Origin of the sequence: Prevotellamassilia timonensis, from assembly GCF_021531665.1 — a bacterium.
Taxonomy (GTDB): Bacteria; Bacteroidota; Bacteroidia; order Bacteroidales; family Bacteroidaceae; genus Alloprevotella.
This window is the reverse complement of sequence record NZ_JADYUH010000002.1, coordinates 126,505-149,318: the sequence shown is the minus strand read 5'-3', so window position 1 is coordinate 149,318 and position 22,814 is coordinate 126,505. Positions and strand designations below refer to the sequence as shown.

The window sequence follows — 22,814 nt, the reverse complement described above, 5'->3', positions numbered from 1 at the left end:
GAGTCACGGCGATTTGATGATGCAAAAATAAACGTAAAAGTTCAGAGCACGGCAACCTGCTTTGTGGTTCTGCTTACCATTTCTTTGGAAAAACCAAAAAACGTCGAGAAAAAAGTCAAGAAAGGAGAGTGGGCGCAGAGGGGCAGATGGTTGAGAAGTTTTTTGTAATTTTGCAGAGGAATTGACCCCCAGAGTCCCATGAAGAAGAAAAAGAAGACAAACCCCATACATTTTCTCGGCGCATTTTCAGTCATCGTCGCTACGCTCGCCATCGTGAAATGCGCAAATCCAACTCTCTCTGTTCCCGAACTGCTCACGGTGGAAGAACCCGCACCCACGGTCAGCACACCCACCGACAGCATCACTTTGCAAAGTCAAACGGTGGACAGCCTTTTTCTCCGTCCCCGCACACCACTCCGACTCCTGAAAGCAGACGGCAATCCCGTGAAAAACCGCGTGACAAGCGTGCACCGTTTTGAAACGTCCTTCCCGGACCTCAACGATGTGCAACTGACCACCGCACAACGCATCGGAGTTCCGCAAATCGCAGACAGGAACGAAGCGAACCAAAGAAAAGACGCGCTGGTCTTCATCGCAGATAATCCTTACTACTCTGTACAAAAGCTGAGCCATTCCATCCCCTACCTCGTGCCGCGCGCCGCCCTCCTTCTCGAGGAAATCGGAAGAGCCTTCAACGACTCCCTGGTCACCAAGGGTTTCGAACCGCACAAACTGCTCGTCACCTCAGTTTTGAGAACAAAGGAAGACGTCAAGAAACTGAGAAACGTGAATAGAAACGCGTCAGAAAACAGCTGCCATCAATACGGAACGACTTTTGACATTTCATACAATCGCTTCCTGCAAATCAACGAAGACGGCAGCGATGAAATTCGGTGGGTCACTGCGTTCAAATCTATTCTCGCAGAAGTCTTGGAAGACCAAAGAATGATGGGGACATGCTATGTGAAATATGAAGTACACCAATCGTGCTTCCACATCACGGCTCGCTGAACGAAGCGGAGACCAAGAGCGGAGGCTGCAAACGTGGGAATCATCGTTTGCAGCCTCCGTTTTCTCAATTCCTCGCCCCGTTTTCCTTCACCCTCACATCGTCGCCACGAAAAAACACTTTCGCACGACTCAAACTTCCAGGTTTCCTGCACAGAATCCGCTCCCTGGCGAAAAGTAGCAATTTTACTCCGACAAACTTGGCGTAAAGTTGCAAAAAACAAGAAAGAAGTAACTTGCTATTTCTCCAGGAACTAACAACACCCTCACAATGACATCCGGTGCACACCGCAAGTTTCCACGAAGAAACGGTTGGCAGTGTGCACCGGATGCTTTATGTTCAGAAATACTCACTCGAACAGATTCTCGGATTTGACGGGAGACTCTTTGGCTGCAGGAACGGACTCGCCGCTCGCACCGCCCGCCTCAGAGCCTGCTTCATGACTGTCCATCAAGTCCTCTCCTTCCAAATCGACCTCGGTGGAGTCACCGGCGAGCGAGTCGGTCTCCTCAGCCGGCGGATTGTAGGTCTCAGTGTAGGAACTGATGTCGATGTCTTCGGGCGGCATGCCGTATTTGTGAAGATATTTCTTTCTCAAGTCTTGATTGTCCATGACGCTTCGCATGAAACGAGCGACGATGGGAAGCGCCGTACGACTTCCCTGTCCCAATGCGCCGGTGCGGAAGTGAATGCTGCGATACTCTCCGCCAACCCAGGCACCCCCCACCAGCGAGGGGGTGACACCGACGAACCAGGCATCGGAATGGTTGTTTGAGGTGCCGGTCTTGCCGCCCATGTCAAGAGCGCGGGCATAGGGACCGAGATACATTCCTGCCCCAAGCGTCTGAGACGTGCCGCCTGCGTCATACACTCCCGCTTCAAGCAGTTTCTGCATATAGAACGCGGCGGTTTGGGGAAGAGCACGCTTCTCAACTGGCTTGGCTTCATAGACCACATTGCCTTCCGCATCAAGAATCTTCGTGACCAAAACAGGCTCAACATGAACACCGCCATTCGCCACGCAGGCATAGGCGTTGACCAACTCAAGCAAATTGACATCGCTGGAGCCGAGCGGAAGCGAGGGAGTTTCTTCCAAAGGCGACTGAATGCCCATGTCGTGGGCGGTTTGAACCACGTTCTCAATGCCGACTTCTTGTCCGAGCTTCACGGCAATCGTGTTAATGCTTCGGGCAAAAGCGGAGCGAAGCGGAATCTCAGCGTTGCTGAAACGACCATCCGAGTTGTGCGGCTGCCAAATCGTCGTTTCGTTCTTCTTCTTGTCGAAGACTTCCATGCGAATATATTCGTCTTTCCGACGGTCTGACGGAGTGAGCCCCTGCTTCATCGCCGTGGCATAGACAAACAACTTGAACGTGGACCCCGGCTGACGCATGGCACGCACTTTGTCATATTTCCAAGACTTGAAGTCAATGTCGCCAACGTAGGCTTTCACTTCTCCGGTCTCGGGCTCCATGGCGACGAAGCCTGTGTGCATGAAGCGAACCATGTAGCGAATGCTGTCGTAAGTGGACATGAACTCTTTTCGCGGACCGTTATAGTCAAAGAGCGTGACGCTGTGTTTGCGATTCATGTAGAACTCAACAGAATCGGGATTGTTTGGGAAGCGTGCAGTCCACATTTTGTAGGCATCACTCTTTCGGGCGATTTCTTCAATGAAACCGGGGATGAGGTTGCCATGTTCGTCTCGCCAGGGATCCCCGACGCCTTTCCAGTGGCGGTCAAAGTTTCTCTGGATGATTTTCATCTGCTCACGAACCGCATTTTCAGCATAGTCCTGCATGCGGGAGTCAAGCGAGGTAATGATTTTCAAGCCATCGGAATAGACATCCAAGTCAGGACATTTCTCACGAATTTCATCGCGAACGGCATCGCGGAAGTAGAGAGCCTCGCCATCGTAGGCGCTTTCCACGTTGAAGTTCAGGCGGATGGGCTTGTCAAGGAGTTTTTCCAACGTCGCTTTGTCGCGGATGCAGACTTGAGAGAAATGTTCCGCCAACAGATTGCGATGCTCATACATGTTGTTCAAGACGACATTTCGCCGCTTGAGGGAGTTCTTGGGATTGATTTTGGGATTATAGGCGGACGTCGCCTTCAAGAGTCCGACAAGAACAGCTGCCTCCTCGGGTTTCAAATCGGACGGGGTCGTGTTGAAGTAGGTCTTCGCGGCAGTTTTGATGCCGAAAGCGTTAGACCCAAAATCGACGGTGTTGGCATACATCTCCAGAATTTCTTCCTTCTCACAAAGCATCTCAAGCTCGGTAGCAATAATCATCTCCTTGCTCTTCATGATGAGAATGCTGACACCGGGAATCTTTCCAAGAAGTCCGGTGGAGTACTGTGTGCGAACGCGGAACATGTTCTTCACCAACTGTTGCGTGATGGTGGAGGCACCGCGCGCCTTGCCGTGCGCCGCGTCCTTGACAGCGGCAAAGATGCCCTGCACGTCAATGCCGTGGTGCTGGTAGAAGCGTTCGTCTTCTGTAGAAATCAAGGCTTGGAAGAATACGGGCGAGATGGAGTCGTAGGGTACCGGCGAGCGATTCTCGTTGAAGAATTTGCCCAACACTTTCCCGTCAGCACTGTAGATCTCAGAAGCTGCCGCTGTTTTGGGATGAATGATGTCTTGAATGGAAGGAGACTTCCCGAAAAGCCAAAAAAGGTTGAAGATGACGGCGAAAGCGTAGAACACCCAAAAAGCGATGAATGACAAAAAACCGGCCATCAGCTTTCGCCACCAGGGACGGCCGACAAATTGATTTTTATACCAGTTCCAAGACCTGGAACAAGCGCCGCGTAAAAACCGGAAAACGCGCAATGGCACGGACTTTTTCGTTTTGTTTTCCATAAACAAAAGATTTTGATGCACTCCAAATGCGAAAGAAACGGAGTTGAAAATTGTCTTTCAAGCGCACCTTGAGGACAAGCAACGGCTCAAAAAGACGCCACAAAGATACGGTCTCGAAACGAGTCCGCAAAATCCTACTCGTTCCTTTCACAAGGATAGTGTTTGAAAAGGAAGTCGGCTACTTCTTCGGGGGAAAGATGGATGACCTCAGGGTCTTTTTTGAACCAGGTCATTTGCTTCTTGGCATAGACTCGGGTGTTGCGCTTTATCTTTTCAAGAGCGAAATCCAAGGTCCAGTCGCCATCGAGATGGCGGAAGAGTTCTTTGTAGCCAACGGTGTTAAGGGAATTGCAATCTCGGAAAGGCATGACGCGGCGCGCCTCCTCAAGCATGCCAGACTCAATCATGGCATCAACGCGCCTGCCAATACGCTCAAAAAGCTCGGCGCGCTCGCGTTGCAAACAAATTTTTACAACGCGGAAAGGGCGGTTGCGACGCTGCCCGGTTCGAAACGCTGAGAAGGGCTTCCCCGTCATGTAGCAGATTTCCAAAGCGTGAACCACGCGCTTACCGTTGCGCAGGTCGCACTCGGCATAGTATTGCGGGTCAAGCAACCTCAGTTCTTCCAACAAGGGGGCAAGGCCTTCGGTCTCAAAACGCCGGCGCAGCAAACTGCGTGTATCTTCATCCACCGTGGGAATGTCATCAATGCCGTGACAGACGGCGTCAATGTACATCATCGAACCGCCACTGAGCACGCAGAAGTCATGGTCGCGGAAGACGCGCTCAAGCAGCGCAATGGCTTCTTCTTCGTAGCGCGCAGCGCTGTAGTAGTCCTCCAAACCGAGAATGCCGACGAAGTGGTGTGGAACGAGTGCGCGTTCTTCTTCGGTGGGCGCCGCGGTGCCAATGGGAATGTCGCGATAGATCTGACGGGAGTCGGCGTTGAGAATGGGACAGGCGTAGTGACGCGCCACTTGCAGTGCGCAAGCGGTTTTACCGACCGCGGTGGGTCCGATGAGAACAAAAAGGGTTTTGGGGGAAGACACGAGAGGGAAATGAATTCGCGAAAAAAAATCTGGTGTTTGAAGGGATTTTCCACTAATTATGGAAGAATGAGCGTTCAAAAGAAAATGCTTTCGTTTTGGTCACAGAGTCTTTATGAGTAATCTGCTTCTCAGCGCGCCCTTTGGCAAGCCTCGTCAGTCACATAGCCCGCTATGCTCCTTCATCAAGGGTCAAAGTTCATCTTCCAAAACAAAAACACCCTAATTTATATGACACCTCTGAACGCTGAAAGTGACTCTCCAAGGAGAGCCGCAGCCTGCCCGTACGAGAAACCCGAAAGGTTGTAGCTCAGCAGAAAACATCGCGGGCGTACAGCCTTCCGGGCTTTTTCACAAGTGGCTCACGCCAAGGGCGTGTTCTCAGCCGCTCATTGTTCAGCCTTTTCAAGCCGACTCTTATATGGGGTGTTCTATAAATTACGGGATAAGGAATGTTCAAAAGAAAGTGCTTACGTTTTGGTCGGTTTCTTAGCGCGCCCTTTTGTAAGTTTCGTCAGTCGCATAGCCCGCTATGCTCCTTCCTCAACTGACAAAAGTTCATCTCTAAGAAATCAAAAATCAACTCAACCTAATTTTTAGAACACCCCATATATAAGTGCTGAGGGCTGTCTAATTTATCAATAGGGTTCTCCGTCACTGATTTCGAAACCTTCCAAATCGATTTCGTCATCGTTGAATCCGCCTTCAAAGCCAAGGTCGTCGTCATCGACACTTGCGCCAACTGCGCCTTTGGTCGCAGCGTTCAGTGCGCTCAAGTCCATGTCAAGGTCGTTGATTTGGCGGGGAGCTTCGCCCTTTGAGCGGGTCACCTCAGGCTTTGTCAGACTGACGCCGGGAATCACTTCCACCACGTCAAGATAGAAGCAACGGTCGGAGAACGGGTCAAAGACAAATTCCAACTTTTGGTCTTCATCTTCAATGAACTCCGAAAGTTTGGTCTGCGCCATGACAAAGATGTCTTCGTCAGAGTCTCCGGTGCCCATGTCCTCGCGGGTGATTTGCTCTCCCCTCTCCCACTCCTCGTTGCAAACATAGAAGGAGGTCATTTGGTCGTCGGGAAATTTGCAGGAAGCAAGGATGATGGCGTTGAGGTCAAGAAAGGTCGCGTCGCTGTCAATCTTGACTTCGCGAACGAAACCGTCCACTTCATCGGAAATAAACTTTATTCTTAAAATCATAAGTTCGGGTTTGTGTGAAGCAGTGTGCGTTTTTTATCTCGTGGGAATGATGCCTCGGGAAGAAGCGGTGACGAAGTCGAGCAAATACTGCACCTCCGGGATGGCGGGCACAGTGTTTCTGATTTCTTCGATGCGCTCCTGAAGAAGTTTTCCGTTCTGATAGAGGATTCGATAGGCGTTATGGATGGCTTCGACGACTTCGGGTTTGAAGCCACGACGACGCAGACCGATGTTGTTCAGTCCGCAGTAGGCAACGGGCTCGCGAGCAGCAATGCTGAAGGGCGGAATGTCCTGGCTTGTGCGGGTGCCGCCGCCAACCATGACGTAACTACCAATGTGGCAGAACTGATGAACCAAGACGTTGGCGCTGAGAATAGCAAAGTCATCGATGACCACCTCTCCGGCAATTTTCGTGGAGTTACCAATGATACATCCGTTTCCGAGGAGAACGTCGTGTGCGACGTGCATTCCCTCCATGAGAAGATTGTGGCTGCCGACAACGGTTTTGCCTTTTGCCGCAGTACCTCTATTGATGGTGACGTTTTCTCGAATGGTGTTGTGGTCGCCGATTTCGGCGGTGGTTTCCTCTCCCTTGAACTTCAGGTCTTGCGGTATGGCTCCGATGACTGCGCCCGGGAAAACGGTGTTGTGACTTCCCATGCGTGTGCCGGAAAGCAAGGTTACGCTGTTCATGAGCGTGTTGTGGTCGCCGATTTCTACGTTTTTATCGATGTAGCAGAAAGGACCGATCTCACATCCTTCACCGATGACGGCTTCGGGATGAACAAAAGCTAAGGGACTAATCATGATGAGTTTCTCACTTGTTTTTGACGATTTGTGCGGTAAATTCACATTCCATGACGACGGTCTCGCCGACGAAGACGAAGCCGTGCATCGTGGAGATGCCGTGACGAATGGGCGCCACGAGCTCGACGCGGAAAATCAAAGTGTCGCCGGGCACGACTTTTTGTCTGAACTTCACCTCGTTCAAACGGAGGAAGTAGGTGCTCCACTTCTCAGGCTCTTCCACGGAGTTCAAGACGAGGAGTCCGCCTGCCTGAGCTGCCGCTTCAACTTGCAAAACGCCGGGCATGACAGGTTCCTGCGGGAAGTGTCCTTGGAAGAAGGCTTCGTTGGAGGTGACGTTTTTGACTGCCACAATGTAGTTGGCACCCATTTCAACGACCTTATCGACGAGTTGCATGGGATAGCGGTGCGGAAGCAGTTCGCGAATGCGATTGACATCCATGAGGGGCGTCTGATTGGGGTCGTAGTTCGGCGCTTGAATTTCGTGTTTGCGAATTTCGCGACGCATTTGGCGTGCGAATTTGTTGTTGATGGTGTGTCCGGGGCGAGTGGCGATGATTCTTCCTTTGATGGGTCGTCCGATGAGCGCCATGTCTCCGATGATGTCGAGGAGTTTGTGGCGTGCCGGTTCGTTCTGCCAGACGAGAGGACGCACGTTGAGATAGCCGAGTTTCTTCGCGTCACGGTGTTCGACGTTCAAATGGTCCGCGAGTTTGTCTAAAGCGTCCTGCGAAATTTGCTTTTCGTAGATAACAATGGCATTGTCCAAGTCGCCGCCTTTGATCAAGCCTGCTTTCAGCAGCGGTTCGATTTCGCGAACAAAGACAAAGGTGCGTGCCGACGCAATTTCGGTCGGGAAGTTCTCCATGCTGTCAAGTGTTGCGAACTGACTGTTGATGAACTGCGAGTCAAAGGAAATCATCGCCGTGATGGAGAACTGGTCGTCCGGAAGAATGATGATGGAAGAACCGGTTTCTTCGTCGCGGAACTCAATTTTCTTCTTGATGACATAGAAGTCTTTGGGCGCGTTCTGCACCACCGTTCCGATGCGCTTGATGTTTTCGACATACTGAATGGAGCTTCCGTCAAGAATGGGGAACTCCGGTCCGTTGACTTGAATCAGGCAGTTGTCGATTCCGAGTGCATAGAGCGCAGCCATGGCATGCTCAATCGTGCTGCAACGTGCTTCGCCTTTAGCAACGACAGTGCCGCGGGAGGTGTCAACCACGTTCTCGGCAATCGCCTCAATGATGGGTTCGCCGGGCAGGTCAATGCGCTGAATTTTATAACCGTGATTTTCGGGGGCAGGATTGAAGGTGACGGTCAGACTGAGACCTGTGTGAAGTCCTTTTCCGTAGAGGGAAAAACTTCCTGCCAAAGTTTGCTGTTTGAACATATTCTCTTTTGCTGTGCGTTTCAACCACCCAGAACGGTGGTTTGAACAACTTTCTTTACTTCTCTTTTGGGGAGGCTTACGCCTATAGGGGGAGGCGGGGCGGGGCGAAGGCTCTCGCTACTTATACCTTATTATATGTGGTGTCAGCGCAGAGGCTCTCGCTACTTATATTTGTATGAGTGTCGGCGAGAAGACATCTTCCGCGACTTCCGTGCCGCATCAACCTTTTTTCAGTTCTTCGAGTTCTTTCTTCAGGCGACTCAGTTCAGAATACATCTCCGGAAGTTTTTTGAAGATGACGCTGGAGCGCATGAAATTCTTGGCATCAATGGCGGGTGAGCCTTGAATTGTGACGTTACCCTTGGGAATGCTGCCCGCGATGCCGGCTTGTGCGCCGCAGAGGACTTTGTCGCCAAGGACGGAGTGACCGACGATACCGACCTGACCGCCAAACATGCACCACTGCCCGATCTTCGCGGAACCTGCCACTCCGACCTGTGCGGACATGACGGTGTGGGAACCGATGTCGCAGTTGTGTGCGATTTGCACGAGGTTGTCCAGTTTCACACCGCGGCGAACATAGGTTGAGCCCATCGTCGAACGGTCCACGCAGGAGTTTGCGCCGATTTCAACGTCATCCTCAATGCAGACATTGCCAATCTGCGGAATCTTCTCATAGCCCTCGGCGGCAGGCGCGAAGCCAAAACCGTCGGAACCAATGACACAGCCGGAATGCAGGATGACGCGATTGCCGACCTTGCAGTCGTGATAGACCGACACATTGGGATAGAGCACGCAGTCCTCCCCGACACTGGCGTTCTGCTCAACGACGACGCCGGCGTAGAGTTGAGAACCTTTGCCCACAGAAGCGCCCTCGCCGACATAGACGTGAGGACCCAAATAGACATCCTCGCCGACGGTGGCGCTTTCGGCAACCACGGCAGTCGGATGAATGCCGGAACGTTTCGCCACGGTCGATTGATAGAGCGTCAGAAGTTTGGCGATGGCTTCATAGGCGTTCGGGACACGAATCAGAGTGGCTGAAACGGGTTGTTCAGCCACAAAGTCATTGTTCACAAGAACGATGCTTGAGCGCGTCTCGTAGAGATAGTGGGCATACTTAGGATTAGCAAGGAAAGAAATGGCGCCCTCAATGCCCTCCTCAATTTTTGCGAAGGTCATGACGGACGCGTTTTCGTCTCCCTCAATGGTTCCACCAAGATAGGTGGCTATTTGTTTTGCACTAAAGTTCATGAATTTGTCATTATTTTATTGGCAAATATCGTAAAAATAATTGAAACTCGCCCAAACTGCCCACTATTTTCCTCTTGAAAGCGGTCTGACAGCATCAAAACTGCATTTTTTTGTCTGAAGATGGCGCGACGTAATGGATAAAGGCGTGTTTTATCACCTTACAATATGGCAGCAAAGCCACTCATTCTTCGTCTTCGTTCGTAGAAGGCGAGGCTTCGTTCTTGCCCATCGATTTGTCATCCCCGCCCGTCGATTTGTCATCCCCGCCCGCCGATTCCTCACTTACGGCTCGACGAACAGTAAACTTACCACTCGGCGAACGGGAGTGACGAGGAGGCGAACGGGAGTGAAGAGGAGGCGAACTGGAATGACGGGTCGGTGAAGCCTCCGTGACACTGCACTATACGTAAATAAAAGGGGAAACAAAAAAACTCTGCAAACTATACACAAACCCTACATTTTGCACTTTATTCCTTTGGTTCTCCGCGCGTTACGAAGTGTATAGTTTGTGCTCCAAACTATACACAAACTATACATTAACTATACATTGAAGCGTTCAAAACCCTACACAAAACGGCACGCAAACCCTACACAAAACAGAGCGCAAACCCTACACGTACGGGAACACAAACCCTACACGAACGGCAACACAAACCCTACATTGCAACATCGCGCAGTTTTACTTAGGAGCGCACCTAAGTGAAATTTGAGGAAGGGAAAGAAAAACTAGGGGAAGGGAAAGAAAAACTAGGGGAAGGCTAAGAAAAACTAGGGGAAGGCTAAGAAAAACTAGGGGAAGGCAAAGAAAAATTTGAGGAAGGGAAAGGAAAATTTGAGGAAGGGAAAGGAAAATTTGGGGAAGGGAAAGAAAAAGTTGAGGAAGGGAAAGAAAAATTTGAGGAAGGGAAAGAAAAATTTGAGGAAGGCAAAGTTTAACCAGGTGCGCTCCTAGTTTTTCTTAGGTGCGCTCCTAGTTTTAACCGGGTGCGCTCCTAGTTTTAACCGGGTGCGCTCCTAATTTTTCTTAGGTGCGCTCCTAGTTTTAACTGGGTGCGCTCCTAGTTTTTCCTGGGAGCGCTCCTAAGTAAAACTGCGTGCCGTTGCAATGTAGGGTTGCAGTGTAGGGTTTTGTGAATAGTGTTTGTGTAGGGTTTGAAACGTCTCAATGTATAGTTCAATGTAGGGTTTGTGTAGGGTTTGCACCGCAAACTATACATTTCGTAACGCGCGGGAATTCAGAGGGATGCAGAGTTAAATGTAGGGTTTGTGTATAGTTTGCATAGTTTTTTCTTGCCCTTGTAATATGATATGTTTTGTACGGTCATTCGCAGCAACGGCGCCCAAAGTGAAAGGAGGGACACCATTCTTGGCGAACGGCGTCCCTCCTTACGATTTGGGTTCACAGTATCAATACTCCGGATTGCGGATGTACCAGTTTTCGGGATTAAGCAGTTTGTTGTAGAGCGCACCGTCCATCACGCGGGGTTCTGCGTAGGGAGCGAGCGGTTCGTTGCGACGTGCAATCTTCCAGGCGAGCCAGTTGGTTCCATAGTCAGCGGGGAGGAAGGAGTCGTTGTTCTTGTGGAGCGCGAGACGGATGAGGTCAAACATACGCGTTCCTTCAAATGCCATTTCCAATGCCAACTCGTCAGCAATCATGGTCTCCACGGCGTTGATTTCCATGGGATCAGGAAGAGTGGGTTCAGGAGTGATGTCGGTGTAGTCGGAAAGGTCAGGAATCACGGTTCCGGAACCGCCTTCGCCACCTTCGCCACCTTCGCTGCCTTCGCCGCCTTCACCTTCCTTGATGACAATCTGGCGAGCACGCTTCACGGCGGCACTTGCGGAGAGTCCCTCTGTTCTGACGAGTTCGTCAGCCACGCGGTTCACAACGGCTTCGTCGTAGGAGTAGAGGCTATCTTCTACGGTGGAGAGACCACAACCGGCTTCATGGATACCATTGTTAGTCCAGTAGTCACCGGTGGAGGCTGCATAACCGAAGTCAAGGTAAGTGGCATACATCGGGTCTTTCTCCATGCGGCGCAGTTCGTCAACGCCGATGTAGTTGATGGCATTGTTCTGTTCGCAAGAATCAAGGCTGTAGATATACTTGAAAGTTTTGTTCTCGGTGTCGATAGAGTTCACGTCCACCTCAGCGAGCAAGCCTTTGGGGAATTTCTTCTTTGCCAAACCATTGCGGAGCACGGCAAACGCGAGGCGAGGATAGCCGGCACGGTTGATGGCTTCAGCATAGCGAAGATAGACCTGACGAAGACGATAGACAGATTTGTAGAACTTGAACTTTCCTTTCGGCGCGTCCTTCATGATGAAGCGTTCGTTGCCGGTTCCATTGGTCACACGATAGGTGGGGGCGGTGGCATAGATGCGGGCATCGCCTGCTCCTTCGTAGTATTCCCACTCGAGGTCATTGCCGGTGTCAGAGTACTTATCTACGTGGGCGTAGTTCTGAGCAGCAGAGAGTTGGAGATAGGCTTCGGAGGGTTCCACCTGGCGAGAGCGCAGGTTTCCATAGAGACCGACACTGACTTGTCCGCCGCTGATGGTGGAGGTCATGTCGAAACCGTAGATCTGAGCAGCCTGGGAAAGAATCTTGTGACCGGACTGACCGTTGGCAGAAGAGGGAATCACCGTGATGTTCTCGTTTGCCTGAAGAGAAGAGGTGTTGGCAAAGAGGTTCATCCAACTGTCTGCATTGCCGGTGTAACTGTAGATGTCTGTGCCTTGTTCTTCATGCTTGGTGATGGAAGCACGGGTGGAGGTCACGACATGACCTTTGTCCTGAGCACGTTCCTTGAGGAAGTGGTAGTAGTAGGAGGCAGCTTTCACGTAGTCAGAAGAAGATTCACCCGCCACGCCACGACCGCGGAGGAGGTAGAGGTCACCGAGGATGAGGTCGCTGTAGAAGAGGAGATAGGAAGTATTGACGGTGAAACCGGTTTTGGTGTCAAGCTGACCGTAGGCAGGATAGCCGCCGTATTTCGTGTCATGCTCGATGCGGTTAGCCGCTTCGAGGTCCTTTTTCAGAAGATCTACGAGATTGTCAGCAGTTGCCCATGCTTCGGGATTGGTTTCCCAGCCGGTGTTACTGTCGTTGACAGGCTTGGAGATGAAGGGAACACGACCGTAAGTCTGAACGAGCTGCATATAGACCCAAGCACGGATGTTGACAACCTGCGCAAATTCCTTCTTCATGTATTGCATGTCGTTCTTCTGAGCGAGCGTATCGACACGGCTCAAGTAGAAGTTGCACTGGTTGATGACTTTGTAGTACGCCGCACGATTCAAGAGTCCGTTCTCTCCGTTAGGCTGACGGTTGTAGTTGATGATGTCGGAGATGGTGTCGCTACTATAGGTTGAAACGGTAGCCAAGTCGCTTCTCAAGTCGTTGAGGAGTTGGTTCTGCTCGACCATGTCCTGCACATTAGCGATGATGCCAAAGTAGAAATTGACAGTGTCTCGACCGCTAAACCCTTCGTTGTAGCGGTTCATATCAGGCGTCAACATATCTTCACAGGACGTTGTGGTCACACTCAGTCCCAAGAGGAAGATGAAGATACTTAAAATCGATTTGTGTTTCATTGTCTTAAGTTTAAGATTGTAAGAAGGATGGGGAGAAAAGATGGAGTTTCGTTTCTCCCCTCCTTTTTGTTACAAGTTGATGGTTACACCGAGATTGAAGTTGCGGCTTTGGGGAAGGAAGCCGGCGTCAATTCCCTGATAGAGCACACTGTTGCCTGCGGAGAACTCAGGATCGTTGCCTGTGTACTTTGACACGGTGAAGATGTTGTTGGCTTCACCCCAAACGGCGAGACCCTGCATCCAAGAGACGTTCATCGGAATGCGATAGGTCAAACGAACCTTCTTGAGTTTCAAATAGGAACCGTCCTCAATCCAACGATCGGAGAAGCGTTCGTTGTTCACCCACTGCTCGCTGTTCACGTCCATGACACGAGGCATATCGGTGATTTGACCCTCATAGCGCCAACGATTGACGGCAGCGGTGGTCTGGTTCCAATGGTTGTTGAGAGACTCGAGCTGAGAGCGCTGATAGTTATAGACGTCATTGCCCAAAGAATACTTGAAGACAACGTCCAACTTCAGGTGCTTCCACTGGAGGGAGGTGGAGATGTTACCGAAGATGTCGGGGTTGGGGTCGCCAATGACAACCATGTCGGCTTCATTAATCCAACCGTCACCGTTCTGGTCCACGAAGCAAACGTCACCGGCTTTGAAGTTGCGATAGGGTTCCTGAGAGATGCCGGTGGGATAGCGGAGGTAGCCATACTTGCCTGCTTGGCTGGCTTCAAGATCGGAGGCGAAGACGCCGGAGGTCTGGTAGCCGTAGAAGACGCCTGCGGCATGACCGACAGCGGTGAGGATGTTGGCTCCGTAGATGTTCGTCACATAACCACGGATGCTCTGTTCCTGGTCTTTGTTTCCGTTTGCATCGAGACTCCACGTCTTGAGGTTGTTGAGTTCGGTGGCAGGAAGTTCGGTGATTTCGTTCTTGTAGTGACCGATGGAGAATCCAACTTGCCAGCGCCAGTCTTTGTGCTGAACAATCATTCCATCGACATTGAAGTTCACTCCGTTGTTCTTCAGCGTACCGTCATTTGCCCACATGTAGGAAAGACCGGTGATGTCGCTGACGGACTTGCGGGTCAAGAGGTTGGAAGTCTTGGCGTTGAAATATTCAATTCCAACATTCAAGCGGTTCTTCAACATGCTGGTCTGCAAACCAACGTTGAAGCGGCGAGTGGTTTCCCACTGGAGTTTGGGGTTCTGGATGTTTGACAGGATGAGACCGGTTGCCTTGTCCATGAACTTGATGTTCTCGAAGTAGGTGCGGGTCGCATAATAGTCAATGTTGTCATTACCGGAGATGTCAAAGCCGGCACTGAGTTTCAAGTAGTCAATGCCATTCACCTTGAACCACTTCTCAGAGGACATCACCCAAGCAGCCTGTACAGAGGGGAAGAGACCCCAAGCCACACCGCACATCTTCAAACCGTCTTCGGCATCCTTACCGAAGCGAGAAGATGCTTCCATGCTGGCAGTGGCAGAGAGGAAGTACTTGTTGCGATAGTTGTACTCTGCGTTGGCATAGTAAGCGAGGTTAATCCAGTTGTCGTTGCGACCACCGTTGGTCAGATAGTCCAAAGTCATGGAGACGTTGGGCATCTTGTCCTGCTCGTTGTTGTAACCCTTCACATAGCTGTTGCTGTAGGAGTAGGAAGAGAAGCGGAAACCGCCGAGTACGTGAACGGAGTGAGCACCGAAGATGCGATTCCAATCCACGCTGAAGTCATTGAACAAGGTGGTTTCTTTGCAGAACTGGGTTCCGACAACGCTGGAAACATAGCCTAAACCTTCAACCTCCTTGGAGGGAGTACCGTTGTAAGGCAGATAGTAACGTTCGTTGCTGCGGTTGAGGATGTAGCTGAAGCGGTCTTTCAAGGTCAGATACTTATTTATCTGATACTTGGGAGCAATGTTCAAATTGAACTGTGTCTGCTCCTGGTAGTTCTTGTTGTCACCCTGACCGTTTCCAAGAATCCACATGGGATTGGCAAGGGCATCGTAGCCGTAACCACGAGCAAAGGAGAAGGGATTGTCGCCATCATCATACTTACCGGCGAAGACTTTGTTGGTCGGCTGATAGGTGATGTTACCGTTGTTGTTCACCTTCACGAATGCAAACTTGCTCAAGAACGGAGTCTGAATCAGACCCAACACGTTGGGAGAGGAAATGTTGCTGTTGTCGTAGTTCTCAGCCCATCCGTTGTCACGAAGGTTATAAGCGTTGCGAGCATAGGAAAGGTCAATGCCTGAGGTGAAGTTCTTGAAGAGGATGACGTCCGTGTTGAAGCGAATGTTCAAACGGTTGAAGTCATTCTGGTGGGCAGTTGCATCAGCCTGAGTGTAACCCAGAGAGAGGTTATACATGGCAACATCGTCACCACCCTCGACGCTCACCTTGTAGTTCTGAGTGAAGACATCGTGATACAAGTCTTTCTGCCAGTCAGTGTTGTTGTGATAGATGGCATACTTGTAGTAGTTGGGGTCGGAGTTCAAGAACTCAATCTGGGAACTTCCGAGGTAGCTGCGGTCAGGAATCGTACCAATCAGTTCAGAGATGTAGTTGCGATACTGCTCACCATCCATGACCTTCATGGTTTCGGGGGACTGTTCAAAGCCACCGTAGGCACGAATCTTGATTCGAGTCACCATGCTCTTGCCGCGACGGGTGTTGATGAGCATGACGCCGTTGGCACCTTTTGCACCGTAGAGAGCGGTACCGTTCTTGAGGACTTCAACGCTTTCAATGTCTTCGGGGTCGATGATGTTGAAGACATTGTTCAGGAAGCCTTGGTGAAGCGTGGTGCGGTCATACTGCATGTCCATGATGACACCATCGATGACGACCAGCGGCATGGCATTTGAGTTCAGGGAGTTCAAACCATTCATGAACATGGCAGCACCCTGTGCCGGCATTCCGCCACGGTTGAGCGTGCGGACTGCCCCACCCAATCCTTTCTCGATTTCTTCTTCGATGGTCAGACCGCTGGGGTCACGAACCACCATGGACTGACTGTTGGTCATGGAAGTTCCGTCATAGAAGAAGTCGGAATTCATGCCGGAAACGAGATAGACGTTTTGGTCGTCGTTGCTCTTGATAGCCAGCTGAGTGGGATTATAGTCTTGGAGTGCGACAAAGAGCACATCTACGAACTTCGGAACACGAATCGTATATTTACCATTGTCGTCAGTCAAAGCAGAGTACATTTTGTTGTTCAAAGCTTGGACTTTCACACCTGCCAAAGGTTTCTTGGTGGCACCGTCATAGACAAAGCCGGAAACCTCTTTCATTTCATATTTGGGAGCAGCAGCTTTCTTTGCCGGAGCTGTCTTGGCAGCCGGTTCCTCCGTCACAGCATCTTGAGCGTACAAGACACAAGATCCGGAAAGCATAAAGAGGCATACACCTGCACGAAGTGCTCCCTGCATCAAGCGAATTTTCTTATTGTTGTTCATTACTTCTCAATTTTAAGGTTACATGATGCGTTACTCGTGAACAGGCTCAATAATTACTTTAGCCACACTCAAACCGTAATCGACATTTTTGACGGGACGATAGGAAGTCAAGGAAGGAATGGCAAGCACCAAGTGGGGGAAGCTGTCCAAACCGTAGGGAAGGTTGGCATAGCACTTGGGAATCTCAATGGATTCGAAGAGCACAATGGTCTGCACCTCTTCGTCACTCACTTCAATCTTAGTGACCTTCTTTCCAATGGTTTTTCCTTCGTCGTCAATCAAACTTGCATCAAATTTGATGTTCTGCTCGACTTTTTCTGTCTGCTCACCGGTTTCTTTGTCGGTGGTGTACCACTTCTGGTCGTAGGAAACTCGGTTGGGAAGGATTTGAATGCTGATTTTATACTTGCCGCTCAACAAATTGCGAAGAGGGATGTAGGCATTCATGGCACCACTGGCTTTGGCTTGGAAGAAACGATAGCGTTTGTATTCCAAATCGGAGAGGTCGATGGACTCATCCCAGTTTGTTCCCTTGACGAGATAAACGACCGAACCCTTCGTGCCGTTCTGCAGAGAGGTGCTGGGAGAAACGTAGTAGTCGCTGGAGAGATCCAACTCTTGACGAGTCTGATAAGAGTAGGACGGATCCATATTGTACTCCGTAATCGGGAAGATAATACCGTTGGAAGCCTTCTGAGGTTCAACTGTTCCAAAGAGAGGGTGCGGAGAGAAAGCCTGAAGGTTGATGAACTGCGTGCCGTTCGTAGAAGTCAAGGTATCTGCAGCCATGGCTTTTGCCACCAATCCATCAAAATCGCTGCGGTTCAAACCGGGAGCAAAACGATAGGGGGCAAAATACATGTTCAGAAGGAGACGACGGGTCACCGTGTAGTCCACGATGGAGTCACGAACAGTCGGATAGTTCAAGGCGGGCTCATTCAACGAACGCTTCATGTTGAAGAACTTACCGTTGGAACCTGTGTAGTTGTAAGAGTAGGAAGAACCGTAGTTGTAATATTTGCTCAACTTCTCAAAGCCTTGGTTCCAGGCTGCATCGGTGGGGATGACAGCCACATACATGCTGTCTTCATTCTTGACCTGAGCGCCGGAATAGTCAATGAGTTCGTTGGTCGTATAGTAAACAGAATCCAAATAGACCATGTTACCGTCATTGTCGAGACCACCTTCCACACTCATACCGGGACTGAAGGTCTTCACCTCTGCTTCGTTCAGTTTCTTGTAGAGAGTACTGAAGAGCGTGGGGTTAGCCTGAATGTAGTCGTAGATGTTGTAGGCAAAGGGAGACTCGCCTTGCAGACAGTGGATGGTTCCGTTAGAGGAAGGCAGCGCTGCGAACTCAGAGGACAACTTCACGCCGTTGAATTCTCCGGCGGAAGCGTCGTAAGCACTGAGTTTGCTGTTCATCATGCGGATGTCCTGCTGATCTGCGGAGGATTCGAAGTTGAAACGAGCGATGTGGTTCTGGGGGAACTGCACGCCTAAGTTATATTCCAACTTGGCTGCCTCTTCGGGGTCCTGAGTCTCTTGAATCTCAGCGATTCTTCTCATGTAAGACTCCTTGTCAAAGGTTCCGTTCAGAGGAGCCCAAACTGTGAAACTCTGAGAAGAGTTCAGAAGTTCAGCGTAGGTGATGGAAGCAGACTTGTCTCCTTCCTTGCGATACACTTTGATGTTCTTCAGAATCTCGGCAAAATCGGAAAGTTCCGGCTCTGCTTCAATGCGCTGCCAGATAGTGCCTGTGGCAGCGGGGTCAGAAACCCGGATGTCGAAATGGTCGTCAGTACAGGATGCCATGCCGAAGAGCATGGAAATACCAAGACTGCCAACTACTCCTTTTAATATAGAAATACGTTTCATAAGAGGATAGTATCAGATTAAATTACCAGATGTCTTCAGGAGTAGTTCCATTGACAATACTAATAGGAACAATCTCAAAATAGTCAAGCATGAACTGCGTCTTGGCATTTTCAATTGCCAACTTGAAGCGCAGATAATAGGACTTGTCCTTTTTCATGTTTGCTGTGGTGATGATACGACGCAAAGCGGGAGTGCCGGGAGAAGCATTGCGGCACGTCTCCATGGTCTCGGTACCGTTCACCATCATGTATTGCGGAGCTTTCATGTAACCCACGTTCTTCAAGTTACGGTCGGCTTCACGCATCAACTCGGGGTCATTGTTCAAGTCTTCATCTGCCACCCAAGGCTGACCGGGAATCATGGAAACGCTTTCACGCTGGTCAATCGGAAGACCGACAGGCTGAGTGTTGGTAGGACTGTCACCAAAGTAGATTTGGAACATACCACGCAAAGTGTTCAAAGAAGCACCCATGCGGATTTCGTAGGTACCGTCCTGCGGAACGGGGGGCAGTTTGAGAACGAAGTCATAGCGTCCGGTCACAAGGATTTCATCACCCTTGTAGTCTTTCCAAGCACCGGAAGCAGAAGCATAACCATTCTGGAGATAGAGGATGGTCGTGCCGGTGGTTTCACCGCTGATGTTGCTGAAATAGCCCTTCGGGAAGTAGAAGAGACCGGCACCGCGCAAGTCGTTGGACTGAATTTCAGGCAACATGGTCACAATGTCCATGCGCATGCGTTCTGAAGCGAGTCCGGCGCGAGTGTCATCGGAATAGATGAGCATGTGGTCAATGGGGAAGTAGAAACCATTGGCTGCGTTGTTATCATTCACACCGTTGTCGATTTGAATCTGAATGTTCAAACCGTTCTGACCGGGTTTGTTGAGATACTTGGTGTTCACCGGTGTGCTGGGATCTTCCACATAGGTTCCTCCTACGATGGCGTTGTCATAGACGCTGATGCGATTGATGTAGTATTCTTCAGTAGGAAGCTGAGTAATCTTCATCAGACCGGCAGGACTGCCCATGGTGGTGTAGTAGTCCCAAACATTGACAGAGTAGCCGAATGTGTTCGGTTTCTTCATATCGTTACCGTAGAGATAACCATACTCGTCAAAGTGTCTCACGAGTTCATCAATGGCCAAACCAGAGTTGAGCAAGTGATAAGCCATAAACTGATAAACTGCATTTTTCGGATTCTTCAAGTCGTCAGCTGCCTGATTTCCGAAGATGGCGGTACACTTCTGAACGATGACAGCCTTGATGGCATCCCAGTTGGTGATGGTTCCATCTTCTGCCACATTAGGAAGTTCAACGCCCCAATCGTTATAGAACACTTCGTCTGGTTCAACGAAAGCAGTGAAGGCAACGTTACGAGTAGCCTGATAGTCGTAGTTATTGTTCGTCGTGCTTTCATAAACTTTAGAACCGGCATAAGAAGAATGCTCTTCTTCATAGGCGATTTCCTCCGTGCGATGGAGTGCGAGTTCATCGTAAAGACCGGTTTCACTGAGCAACTTGCCAAAAATATGCATGTTGTCAGCAATGGAAATAAGTTCAGAAACAGACTTTGTGGAAGGAAGAATCACCTTGCTCACTACGTGCAACATACCATTCGTGCACTCATAGTCAGTTTCAACCACACGAGAGCCGCTTGTGGCATCACCGTTGATGAAGTAATCATGAGTCTCTGCATCCTGCATACATTTCAGACGGCGATTGTTGAGATTGGAAAGAGCGAAAGTCTGATTGGAAGTCGGGAATTCGACACTTTCATAAGCACTGGCGTCACCATTGTCAATGATACAGTTCAAAACGATGAGCTGTTTCTGCTCGTAAGAAAGAGATTCTATGTTACCAGTTTCGTCACCGGTGAGTTCAATGACACATTGCTTCACTGCCTCATCGTTGGGTGCAAAGACAGTGTAGTTACCGCGAGCGGAGAGCACACTGGTCATAGAGGAGGAATTGGACTTGTTGCCAAGTTTAACCTCATCCAAGAGTTTTCTGATGGAAGAGAGTTCATCTGACTTCTCATCAATCTTGTCAATAAGAGTAGGCTCAGTCTTTGTGGCATAAGCCTCTGTGCTGATGTCCTCCTTACAACCGGAGAGGAGAAGGGATGACATCAGCATGAATGCCAAACCAAAGATGGAAACTCCTAAGTTAAATTTAAACTGATTCTTTTTCATAGTATGGCATTATTTTTTGCTGTAACGTTCCCAAACGGGGTTTTGTTTAAGACTGGTGTTGACCTTCAACTCTTCGCTGTAGATGGGAACATACATGGCGTAGATGTCATAAAGGCGATTCACCACCTCTGTCTTCAGCGTGATAAACGTAGTCAAGACGGTCTTCGGGTCGTTGGTGTATTCCACCTGACGCACGATGTCAAACCAGCGTTTGCCTTCGCCGATGAATTCACGCTGACGCTCGCGATAGAGCAGAGTCAAAAGTTCAGACTGAGTTTTTGTGAAAGCACCACCGGACACGCCGTAGTCATCATTCACACGGTCGCAACGCAACTCATCGTCAATGGACTCATCTGTGTTGGAGGTCGGAACCAAAGCGGGGTTGCAACGTTTGAAAATCTGGTTCACAAGTCTGAAACCTTCCTGCAGATCCTCAGAAGAAACCTGAGAAGTGCGAGCGATGGCTTCTGCTTTAATCAACATGACGTCAGACAGACGATATACAGGCCAGTGTGCATCGTTTGCATCGGAAGTGCGCTGAGAAGTGTAGTTGGTGCTGTTTTCCTCACCTGTCAAGTCGGTGATATCAGTGAAGGTGATGTTCTTAGCCACGAATTTGGTGAGCGGTTTGGAAACATCAGAGGACTTGTAGTTGCAGGTTTCCCACAGACGCATATCGGTCTTACCGAATCCAACCGTAGGATTGACCGTGGTGGCAGAAGCAATGATGGCATTGTTCATTGCCATGGTCTGCAGTTTCCAAGCACCATCGGCATAGCGACTGATGTAATTGTTTACCGTGCTGTTCAACGTGGTTGTACCATCGTAGTTCAATTCCAGGATGCTTTCACGAGACAGCTGGTCACCGAAGATATTGTTGTAAGGTTCATCCCTGAATGGAGCACGTTCGTCTGAAACGAAGTACAAAGGATAAGGTTGATTCTTTTCTTCTTCAGTAACATTGTTCTTCTCGCTGAGTTCTTTGCGATACTCGTCGTCAATCAATTTAATCACAGTACTTGCATGTTCTGAAGCCTTGGCGAAGCAATACTTTGCCAACTCATTGCAATAAGCCTGGTCAATGGGCACATTATCCTTCGTCACGTAAGAACCATTGGAAGCAGTTCCCTCGTCAGCGCGAGAAGATGCAGCACCGGATTCGCCATTACCGTTATCTTCGCCGCTACCTTCGCCACTGCCTTCGCCACTGCCTTCACCGCTGCCTTCGCCTTCACCGGTACCGGGATTCACAGATGGTGAACCGGCGAGCACATCGGTCATGTTGACCTTTCCGTGGTTGGGTTTGTTCATAAAGTTTGTCAAGAGACAACCGCGCCACAGATACATGTCAGCCAACAAAGCATAGACACCTTGTTTTGTGAAACGAGACTTGTTCAGATAGTCACTACCCAGGTTGCTGGCTGCATACTTCACATTGGCTTCGAGTGAGTCAATCAACTCGCCGAGAATAGCCACACCGGGTTGAGCCTCGGGCATGTCATGGCGTGCTTGAGCATCGGTACGCACAGAGGCTGTCACAAAAGGAACATCACGATAGGCGCGAACCAGATAGAAATAGTAGAGAGCACGCAAGGCGAGCACTTCAGCACGAGTGGTCTGCCAATCACGACGGGTGAAGCTCGGATCGACTTCATTGCCAGGAACCGTCATCTTGTCGCCTTGTTCAAGGACGAGATTACAATAGTTGATGCCGGTGTAGAATCCCGACCAGTCAAACATGTTGACACTGGGTTGCAGGACTCCGGTTTGGAGATACATGATGTTGGTGTTGGAAACGCTGTTCAGCGTGAGATTGTCAGAACGGAGTTCTCCCCAAAGGAGGATTCTTTCCGTTTGTCCGCCAGCAGCCAACTGTTGGTACGCACCGGCGCGCACATTCTCCAAGTCACCTTTCTCCTGCCAGAAGTTCTCTTCAGGCAACTGGTCTGTCGGAAGAATCGTCAAGAAATCCTCGCAAGAAGACAAACCGCCAGAAGTCAGAAGCATGCTTCCAACAAGAAGAAGTTTTGTATATAATTTCTTACTTTTCATGATGAGTATTGTTTTGGATGTACAAGAAAACATATTAGGAAAAGTTTCCTGAAGTATGTG

12 protein-coding genes are annotated in these 22,814 nt (G+C 50.0%); 1 reads left to right on the top strand and 11 read right to left on the bottom strand.

All coding sequences use genetic code 11. The annotated features are described in order from the left end of the window. The first annotated feature begins 198 nt into the window (after positions 1-198). Positions 199-1,011, top strand: a complete 813-nt coding sequence (locus tag I6E40_RS01215; RefSeq protein ID WP_235385027.1) for a DUF5715 family protein — start codon at positions 199-201, stop codon at positions 1,009-1,011. Positions 1,012-1,358: 347 nt separating this feature from the next. On the opposite strand, the gene I6E40_RS01210 is transcribed toward I6E40_RS01215, so the two are convergent. From I6E40_RS01210 to I6E40_RS01160, 11 genes are all read right to left on the bottom strand, one after another. Next, the gene (locus I6E40_RS01210) at positions 1,359-3,875 is read right to left on the bottom strand and encodes a transglycosylase domain-containing protein (protein ID WP_235385026.1); all 2,517 of its coding nucleotides are present in this window, start codon (positions 3,873-3,875) and stop codon (positions 1,359-1,361) included. A 134-nt stretch (positions 3,876-4,009) separates the two neighbouring features. Further along, positions 4,010-4,924, bottom strand: coding sequence for a tRNA (adenosine(37)-N6)-dimethylallyltransferase MiaA (gene miaA / locus I6E40_RS01205; protein WP_235385025.1), 915 nt, complete (start codon positions 4,922-4,924; stop codon positions 4,010-4,012). A 635-nt stretch (positions 4,925-5,559) separates the two neighbouring features. Next, positions 5,560-6,120 (bottom strand): IS1096 element passenger TnpR family protein, encoded by a 561-nt coding sequence (locus tag I6E40_RS01200; RefSeq protein WP_235385024.1) that lies wholly within the window; start codon positions 6,118-6,120, stop codon positions 5,560-5,562. Positions 6,121-6,153: 33 nt separating this feature from the next. Continuing rightward, positions 6,154-6,927, bottom strand: a complete 774-nt coding sequence (gene lpxA, locus I6E40_RS01195; RefSeq protein WP_235385023.1) for an acyl-ACP--UDP-N-acetylglucosamine O-acyltransferase — start codon at positions 6,925-6,927, stop codon at positions 6,154-6,156. A gap of 10 nt (positions 6,928-6,937) precedes the next feature. Further along, on the bottom strand, positions 6,938-8,323 hold the full coding sequence (locus I6E40_RS01190; protein WP_235385022.1) for a bifunctional UDP-3-O-[3-hydroxymyristoyl] N-acetylglucosamine deacetylase/3-hydroxyacyl-ACP dehydratase: 1,386 nt from the start codon (positions 8,321-8,323) through the stop codon (positions 6,938-6,940). A 219-nt stretch (positions 8,324-8,542) separates the two neighbouring features. Further along, complete coding sequence (gene lpxD / locus I6E40_RS01185; protein WP_235385021.1) at positions 8,543-9,577, bottom strand: UDP-3-O-(3-hydroxymyristoyl)glucosamine N-acyltransferase; 1,035 nt, start codon at positions 9,575-9,577, stop codon at positions 8,543-8,545. Between the two features lie 1,407 nt (positions 9,578-10,984). After that, entirely contained in the window at positions 10,985-13,177 is a 2,193-nt protein-coding gene (locus I6E40_RS01180; RefSeq protein ID WP_235385020.1) for a RagB/SusD family nutrient uptake outer membrane protein, read from the bottom strand. Between the two features lie 69 nt (positions 13,178-13,246). After that, the gene (locus I6E40_RS01175; protein WP_235385019.1) at positions 13,247-16,633 is read right to left on the bottom strand and encodes a SusC/RagA family TonB-linked outer membrane protein; all 3,387 of its coding nucleotides are present in this window, start codon (positions 16,631-16,633) and stop codon (positions 13,247-13,249) included. 30 nt (positions 16,634-16,663) lie between these two features. Continuing rightward, a complete protein-coding gene (locus tag I6E40_RS01170; RefSeq protein ID WP_235385018.1) occupies positions 16,664-18,511 on the bottom strand; it encodes a hypothetical protein in 1,848 nt (615 codons plus the stop codon). Between the two features lie 22 nt (positions 18,512-18,533). After that, positions 18,534-20,702, bottom strand: coding sequence for a fasciclin domain-containing protein (locus I6E40_RS01165; protein ID WP_235385017.1), 2,169 nt, complete (start codon positions 20,700-20,702; stop codon positions 18,534-18,536). A gap of 9 nt (positions 20,703-20,711) precedes the next feature. Further along, entirely contained in the window at positions 20,712-22,754 is a 2,043-nt protein-coding gene (locus I6E40_RS01160; protein WP_235385016.1) for a RagB/SusD family nutrient uptake outer membrane protein, read from the bottom strand. Positions 22,755-22,814 lie beyond the last annotated feature (60 nt).

Excerpts from the sequence above, each read along its gene's own strand:
- I6E40_RS01175 (WP_235385019.1), bottom strand. The coding sequence starts at position 16,633 with ATGAACAACAATAAGAAAATTCGCTTGATGCAGGGAGCACTTCGTGCA.
- I6E40_RS01210 (WP_235385026.1), bottom strand. The coding sequence starts at position 3,875 with ATGGAAAACAAAACGAAAAAGTCCGTGCCATTGCGCGTTTTCCGGTTT.
- I6E40_RS01170 (WP_235385018.1), bottom strand. The coding sequence starts at position 18,511 with ATGAAACGTATTTCTATATTAAAAGGAGTAGTTGGCAGTCTTGGTATT.
- I6E40_RS01180 (WP_235385020.1), bottom strand. The coding sequence starts at position 13,177 with ATGAAACACAAATCGATTTTAAGTATCTTCATCTTCCTCTTGGGACTG.
- I6E40_RS01160 (WP_235385016.1), bottom strand. The coding sequence starts at position 22,754 with ATGAAAAGTAAGAAATTATATACAAAACTTCTTCTTGTTGGAAGCATG.
- I6E40_RS01190 (WP_235385022.1), bottom strand. The coding sequence starts at position 8,323 with ATGTTCAAACAGCAAACTTTGGCAGGAAGTTTTTCCCTCTACGGAAAA.
- I6E40_RS01215 (WP_235385027.1), top strand. The coding sequence starts at position 199 with ATGAAGAAGAAAAAGAAGACAAACCCCATACATTTTCTCGGCGCATTT.
- lpxA (WP_235385023.1), bottom strand. The coding sequence starts at position 6,927 with ATGATTAGTCCCTTAGCTTTTGTTCATCCCGAAGCCGTCATCGGTGAA.
- I6E40_RS01165 (WP_235385017.1), bottom strand. The coding sequence starts at position 20,702 with ATGAAAAAGAATCAGTTTAAATTTAACTTAGGAGTTTCCATCTTTGGT.
- lpxD (WP_235385021.1), bottom strand. The coding sequence starts at position 9,577 with ATGAACTTTAGTGCAAAACAAATAGCCACCTATCTTGGTGGAACCATT.
- I6E40_RS01200 (WP_235385024.1), bottom strand. The coding sequence starts at position 6,120 with ATGATTTTAAGAATAAAGTTTATTTCCGATGAAGTGGACGGTTTCGTT.